Source organism: Burkholderia sp. Tr-20355 (assembly GCF_017104685.1).
Taxonomy (GTDB): domain Bacteria; phylum Pseudomonadota; class Gammaproteobacteria; order Burkholderiales; family Burkholderiaceae; genus Burkholderia; species Burkholderia seminalis.
This window is the reverse complement of the sequence record NZ_JAAGPK010000272.1, coordinates 1-6226: the sequence shown is the minus strand read 5'-3', so window position 1 is coordinate 6226 and position 6226 is coordinate 1. Positions and strand designations below refer to the sequence as shown.

At 72.4% G+C, this 6226-nt stretch carries 8 protein-coding genes; 3 read left to right on the top strand and 5 right to left on the bottom strand.

Features of this window, described 5'->3' with window-relative positions; translation table 11 throughout:
- The 3 genes from G3N62_RS33830 to G3N62_RS33820 all read left to right on the top strand — a co-directional run.
- On the top strand, positions 1-751 hold a 751-nt coding region (locus G3N62_RS33830), incomplete at its 5' end, for a CobD/CbiB family cobalamin biosynthesis protein (RefSeq protein ID WP_206141468.1).
- Positions 744-1763, top strand: a complete 1020-nt coding sequence (cobD, locus tag G3N62_RS33825) for a threonine-phosphate decarboxylase CobD (protein WP_124670966.1) — start codon at positions 744-746, stop codon at positions 1761-1763. The genes G3N62_RS33830 and cobD, both read left to right, overlap by 8 nt.
- The gene (locus G3N62_RS33820) at positions 1760-2677 is read left to right on the top strand and encodes a cobalamin-binding protein (RefSeq protein WP_124670967.1); all 918 of its coding nucleotides are present in this window, start codon (positions 1760-1762) and stop codon (positions 2675-2677) included. Before cobD ends, G3N62_RS33820 begins: the two co-directional genes overlap by 4 nt.
- A 27-nt stretch (positions 2678-2704) precedes the next feature.
- Here G3N62_RS33820 and cobC read toward each other — a convergent pair whose 3' ends face one another.
- The 5 genes from cobC to G3N62_RS33795 form a co-directional block, all read right to left on the bottom strand.
- Positions 2705-3289 carry an alpha-ribazole phosphatase gene (gene cobC, locus G3N62_RS33815; protein ID WP_124670968.1) on the bottom strand — a complete coding sequence of 195 codons (585 nt, stop codon included), beginning with the start codon at positions 3287-3289 and terminating at the stop codon, positions 2705-2707.
- On the bottom strand, positions 3274-4050 hold the full coding sequence (locus G3N62_RS33810) for an adenosylcobinamide-GDP ribazoletransferase (RefSeq protein ID WP_124670969.1): 777 nt from the start codon (positions 4048-4050) through the stop codon (positions 3274-3276). Before G3N62_RS33810 ends, cobC begins: the two co-directional genes overlap by 16 nt.
- On the bottom strand, positions 4040-5095 hold the full coding sequence (cobT, locus tag G3N62_RS33805; protein ID WP_069705614.1) for a nicotinate-nucleotide--dimethylbenzimidazole phosphoribosyltransferase: 1056 nt from the start codon (positions 5093-5095) through the stop codon (positions 4040-4042). The genes G3N62_RS33810 and cobT overlap by 11 nt, the downstream gene beginning before the upstream one ends.
- 61 nt (positions 5096-5156) lie before the next feature.
- Positions 5157-5972 carry an ABC transporter ATP-binding protein gene (locus tag G3N62_RS33800; RefSeq protein ID WP_124670970.1) on the bottom strand — a complete coding sequence of 272 codons (816 nt, stop codon included), beginning with the start codon at positions 5970-5972 and terminating at the stop codon, positions 5157-5159.
- Positions 5969-6226, bottom strand: a 258-nt coding sequence (locus G3N62_RS33795; RefSeq protein WP_206141467.1) for an iron chelate uptake ABC transporter family permease subunit, incomplete at its 5' end; no start/stop codon positions are given. The genes G3N62_RS33800 and G3N62_RS33795, both read right to left, overlap by 4 nt.

Sequence of the window (6226 nt, the reverse complement as noted above, 5' to 3'; positions counted from 1 at the left end):
GCCGCCGGTGGCCGTCGCGGCATGGCTCGTCACCGTGCTGCCGTGGCCGTTCGCGGCCGCGCTGCACGTCGCGCTGTTGTGGTTCGCGCTCGGCGCGAAGAGCCTCGCCGACCATGTCGCGCCGATCGCCGCCGCGCTGCTGCGGCACGACCTCGCCGCCGCCCGCACGCTGACCGCCCGCATCGTGTCGCGCGACACGAGCGACGCGGACGAAGGCGCGCTGTCGCGCGCGGCCGTCGAATCGGCGCTCGAGAACGGCAACGACGCGATCTTCGGCGCGCTCTTCTGGTTCGTCGTCGCGGGCGGTCCCGGCGCGCTGCTGTTCCGGCTCGCGAACACGCTCGACGCGATGTGGGGCTACCGCACGCCGCGCTTCCTGACCTTCGGCTGGGCCGCCGCGCGTCTCGACGACGCGCTGAACTGGCTGCCCGCCCGCCTCACGGCCGCGAGCTACGCACTGCTCGGCGACACGGCCGCCGCATGGCACTGCTGGCGCACGCAGGCGCGTCACTGGGACAGCCCGAACGCGGGCCCCGTGATGGCAGCGGGCGCCGGCAGCCTGAACGTGCAGCTCGGCGGTCCGGCCGTCTATCACGGCGAGATCGAGGATCGCCCGGCGCTCGGCACGGGCGCCTCGGCCACCGCCCTTCACATCGTCGCCGCGCTGTCGCTCGTCACGCGCACGCTTGCCCTGTGGCTCGCGCTGCTGGTCGCGAGCGGCGCACTCGCCATGGCCACCCATCATGTCTGATACCCCCATCGCGCACGGCGGCAACCTGCATGAAGCCGCCCGCCGCCACGGCGTTCCGTACGACGCCTGGCTCGACCTGTCGACCGGCATCAATCCGGTCGGCTATCCGGTGCCGCCGGTTCCGGCCGACGCATGGCGGCGGCTGCCCGACGACGGCGACGGCCTCGCGGCTTGCGCCGCGCGGTACTACCACGCACCCGATCCCGCACACGTGCTGCCGGTCGCCGGCAGCCAGGCCGCGATCCGCGCGTTGCCCGCGTTGCTGCCGGCCGGCGACGCCGGTGTCGCGGCGCTCGCGTACGGCGAATACGCGCCTGCCTTCGCGCGGCACGGCCATCGCGTCGTGCCCCTCGACATCGGCACCGATACGCTGCCGGCAACGCTGCGCCACGTCATGGTCGGGAATCCGAACAATCCGACCGCCGAATTCGTGCCGGCGGAGCGCCTGCTCGGCTGGCATGCGCAACTGGCGGCACGCGGCGGCACGCTGATCGTCGACGAGGCGTTCGCCGATACGGGTGCGTCGCAATCGCTCGCGCCGCAGGTCGATCGCCCGGGGCTCGTCGTGCTGCGCTCGGTCGGCAAGTTCTACGGGCTCGCCGGCATCCGCGCGGGCTTCGTGCTCGCGAGCCCGGAACGGATCGCCGCGCTGCGCGACATGCTCGGCGCGTGGACGGTCGGCGGTCCTGCACGTCATGCCGTGACCGCGGCGTTCGACGATCGCGCGTGGCAGGCTGCCGCCCGCGAACGGCTCGCGGCCGACGGCGAACGACTGGCCGCGCTGCTGCGCGCACACGGCTTCGCGGTTCGTGCAACGCCGCTCTTCAGCTGGACCGACGACCCGCGCGCCGCGGCACTGCACGCGGCGCTCGCGGCGCATGGCATCTGGACGCGGCACTTCCCGGCACCGTCGAGCCTACGCGTCGGCCTGCCGGGCAGCGAAGCCGAATGGCGGCGCCTCGGCGACGCGCTCGCGCACTGCGTGCCGCTGCTGCAACGGGCACCCGCATGAGCCCGCGCAGGTTTCGCCGCCTGGCGCCGGTCGCGATGCTGGCCGCGCTTGCGCACGCGCCGCTCGTCCGCGCCGATGTCTCCACACGCGACGATGCCGGCAACACCGTGACGCTGCCGGCCGCCGCGCAACGCGTGATCAGCCTCGCGCCACACGCGACCGAACTCGTCTACGCAGCCGGCGGTGGAGCGAAGCTCGTCGGCACCGTCACGTACAGCGACTATCCGCCCGCCGCGCAAGCGGTGCCGCGCGTCGGCGACAACAAGGCGCTCGACCTCGAACGGATCGCCGCGCTCAAACCCGACCTGATCGTCGTCTGGCGGCACGGCAACGCCGAGCGGCAGACCGACGCGCTGCGTGCGCTGCATATCCCGCTGTTCTTCAGTGAACCGAAGCATCTCGACGACGTGTCGTCGTCGCTGCGCAGGCTCGGCACGCTGCTCGGCACGCAGCCGGCGGCCGATGTCGCCGCGGCCGCCTATACGCGCGACATCGCGGCACTGCGCACACGCTACGCGGCGCGCGCGCCCGTCACGATGTTCTTCCAGGTCTGGGACCGGCCGCTGACGACGCTCAACGGCACACACCTGATCAACGAGGTGATCGAGCTATGCGGCGGCCGCAACGTGTTCGCGTCGCTCAAGCCGCTCGCACCGACCGTCACCGACGAGGCCGTGCTCGCGGCCAATCCGGAAGCGATCGTGACGACGAGCGCCGGCGCGACCCGTTCGAACGAACCGCTGCCGAGCCTGGCGCGCTGGCGCGCGTGGCCCGCGCTGACGGCCGTGACGCGCAACAACCTGTTCGCGATCGACGGCGATCTGCTGACGCGGCCGTCGCCGCGGATCGCACAGGGCGCGGCCGCGCTGTGCGAGGATCTCGATGCCGCGCGGGCGCGGCGGCCGGCGCGCTGAGTCACGCGCCGCCGGCGCATTGCGCGCCTATGCGCTCCAGTGCATGACTTCCCATGCTCGCGCGCCGTGGTCCGCTCGCAGCCAGACACCTCCGCCCGTCGGCACCGGCCGCGACAGCAGCGTCTCGAGGGGGACCCGCAATACGTGAGACGCGAACGCGCGGATCACGCCCGCATGCGTGACGACCCATTGCGGTTCGTCGAACCGCGCAAGCGCATCGGCCCGCCGTGCCACCCGTTCGACGAGCCGCGCGACGCTTTCGCCGCCGTGCGCACACGCATGCATCAGGTCGGCCGCCCATGCATCGAGCGCCGCGCGATCGATATCGTCCCAGCGCTGCATTTCCCACGCGCCGAAATCCATCTCCTGCCAGTCGGCATCGCACCGCAGCGGCACGTCGAACACCTGCGCGAGCCGCTCGGCAACCGATACGCAGCGCGTCAACGGGCTCGTCCAGACCTGTCGGGGCGACGGCGCGCCGAGCGCCGACAGATGCGCACGCACGGCCCGCGCGCCGGCGTCGGCCGGCGCGGCGAGCGGCACGTCGCTGCGCCCGTAGCAGATGCCCGGCTCGATATCGACGGCCGGATGACGGATCAGGACGACGTCCATCCGAGCACCACGAGATAGATCGCCAGTTCGCACAGTTGCTGCGCGAAGCCGAGACAGTCGCCCGTATAACCGCCGATCCGCTTCACGAAATAGCGGGCTGCCCATGCGCGCACCAGCACGAGCGCCGCGCACACGGCAACGCCCATGCGCCAGTCGGGCCAGAACAGCCAGGGCAATCCGAATACCGCCGCGACGCACGCCGCGCGACCGCCCATCCGCTGCGCGACCGGCTTCGCCTTGCCTTCGGGCCGCACATAGTCGAGCGTCATCAGCAGGCTCACGGCCGCCGCGCGGCTCGCCGCATGCGCGGCGATCATCGTCCATGCGGCGCGCAGCGGCAGCATCGACGCAAGCGCCTGCCATTTCAGGCCGAGCGTGATCACGAGCGCGACCGCGCCGAACGTGCCGATCCGCGAGTCGTGCATGATGCGCAGCACGTCGTCGCGCGTATAGCCGCCGCCGAACGCATCGCAACTGTCGGCGAGGCCGTCCTCGTGGAACGCGCCGGTCGCGAGCAGCGTCGCGGCCATCGACAGCCCGACCGCGATCGACGGGGGCAGCACCCGCAGCGCGGCGAGATAGACGAGCGCGCCCCACGCGCCGACGCACGCGCCGACGAGCGGGAAATAACGCGCGGCCTGGTCGAGATCGCCGGCCGCGTAGCCGATCGAACGCGGCACCGGCACGCGCGTGAAATAGCCGAGCGCGACGAAGAAGTAGCGCAGCTCGGCCCGCACGCCGCCCACGCGATCAGGCGTCACGATTGTCGACGCCGGCCGACTCGAAGCTCGCCATCTCGCTGAGGAACGCCGCCGCCGCGCGCACGAGCGGCAGCGCGAGCGCCGCCCCCGTGCCTTCGCCGAGCCGCAGGTCGAGCGCGAGCAGCGGCTTCGCGCCGAAATGCTCGAGCATGCGCCGGTGGCCGGCCTCGTGCGACGTATGCGAGAACACGCAGTAGTCGCGCACGCCGGGCACGATGCGTTCGGCGACGAGCAGCGCGGCCGTCGCGATGAAGCCGTCGACGAGAATCGTCATCCGCTCGCTCGCGGCCGCGAGATACGCGCCCGTCATCATCGCGATCTCGAAACCGCCGAACGTCGCGAGCACGTCGAGCGGCGCGATCGCATGCGAATGCTTGACGAGCGCACGGCCGAGCACCGCGCGCTTGTGCGCGAGCCCCTGGTCGTCGAGGCCCGTGCCGCGTCCGACGCATGCGTCGACCGGCACGTCGAGGAGGCGGCTCATCAGGCACGCGGCCGACGACGTGTTCGCGATCCCCATCTCGCCGAAGCCGATCACGTTCGTGCCGAGCGATGCATGCAGGCGCACGCGCGCCGCGCCGGCGGAGAGCGCCGTCATCGCCTCGTCGCGCGACATCGCCGGCTCCGCCGCGAAGTTGCGCGTGCCGCGCGCGACCGGCAGCGACACCAGCCGGTCCGACAGCGGCAACGGCGACGCGACGCCCGCATCGACGATCTCGAGCGCGCTCTGCGCGACGCCCGAGAACGCGTTGATCGCCGCGCCGCCGGCCAGGAAATTCGCGACCATCTGCGCGGTCACCGCCTGCGGATAAGGGCTGACACCCTCGGCGGCGATCCCGTGATCGCCGGCGAACACGATCGTCACGGGGCGCTGCACGACCGGTCGCTCGGTATGCTGGATCAGACCGATCTGCAGCGCGAGCGCCTCGAGCTGGCCGAGGCTGCCCGGCGGCTTGGTCTTGTGGTCGATCACATGCTGCAGGCGCGTGCGCAGCGCGTCGTCGAGCGGCGCGATCGCGGGCGGGAAGGGGGTCGAAGTCGTCATCGGGAAGCCGTGTCGTTGGCGCGGCACGCGCCGCGCATCGGAGGAATCGGAAAAGGAAAGGTCATGGTCGCGCAGGCCATGCCGGCAGCAACGCATCGCGGCCGTTCTCGCGGATCAGCACGAGCGGATAGCCGAACGCGTCGCTCGCGCGTTCGGGCGTCAGCACGTCGTGCACGGGGCCGGCCGACGCACGGCCGCGGCCGTCGAGCAGCAACGCGTGCGTCGCGAAACGCCGCGCGAGATTCAGGTCGTGGCACGAAAACAGCACCGTGCGCGGGCGCCGGTCGAGCCATGCGCCCAGCGCGGTCAGGCAGTCGATCTGGTGATGCAGGTCGAGATGCGCGAGCGGTTCGTCGAGCAGCATCAGCGGCGCATCCTGGCACAGCGTCGCGGCCAGCGCGACCCGCTGCCGCTCGCCGCCCGACAGCGACAACACATCGCGCGACGCGAGTGCGGTCAGATCGAACGTCGCGAGTGCGTCGTACGCGGCCGCGCGATCGCCGTCGCGCTCCCAGCCCCAGCCGCCGAGATACGGATAGCGGTGAAGCAGCACCGTGTCGAGCACCGTCGCGCTGAACGCGTCGTGCAGCTGCTGCGGCATCAGCGCGCGACGCTGCGCGAGGGGCCCGGGCGGCCACGCGACCAGCGGCCGGCCGTCGATCTCGACCTGTCCGCCGGCCGGCGGCTGCAACCCCGCGAGCGTCGCGAGCAGCGTCGTCTTGCCGGCGCCGTTCGGCCCCGCGACGCACCAGATCTCGCCGGGCCGAAACGCCTGCGTGAACCCGTCGAGCAACGTGCGTGCGCCAGCCTTCAGCGTCAGGTCGACGGCCATGCAGCGCAGCTCGCCGCCGCCCGCGTGCAGTGCGGCATCCGTCATCGCATCGGCCTCCTCAACAACATCCATAGGAACACCGGCACGCCGATCAACGCGGTCATCACGCCGACCGGCAACTGCGCGGGCGCGATCGCGGTGCGCGCGAGCAGGTCGGCCGCCATCACGCCGCTGCCGCCCGCGAGCATCGCGGCCGGCAGCAGCATCCGCTGGTCGTTGCCGAACGCGAGCCGCAGCGCATGCGGCACGACGAGGCCGACGAAGCCGATCGTGCCGGCCGTCGTCACCGCCGCCGCGGA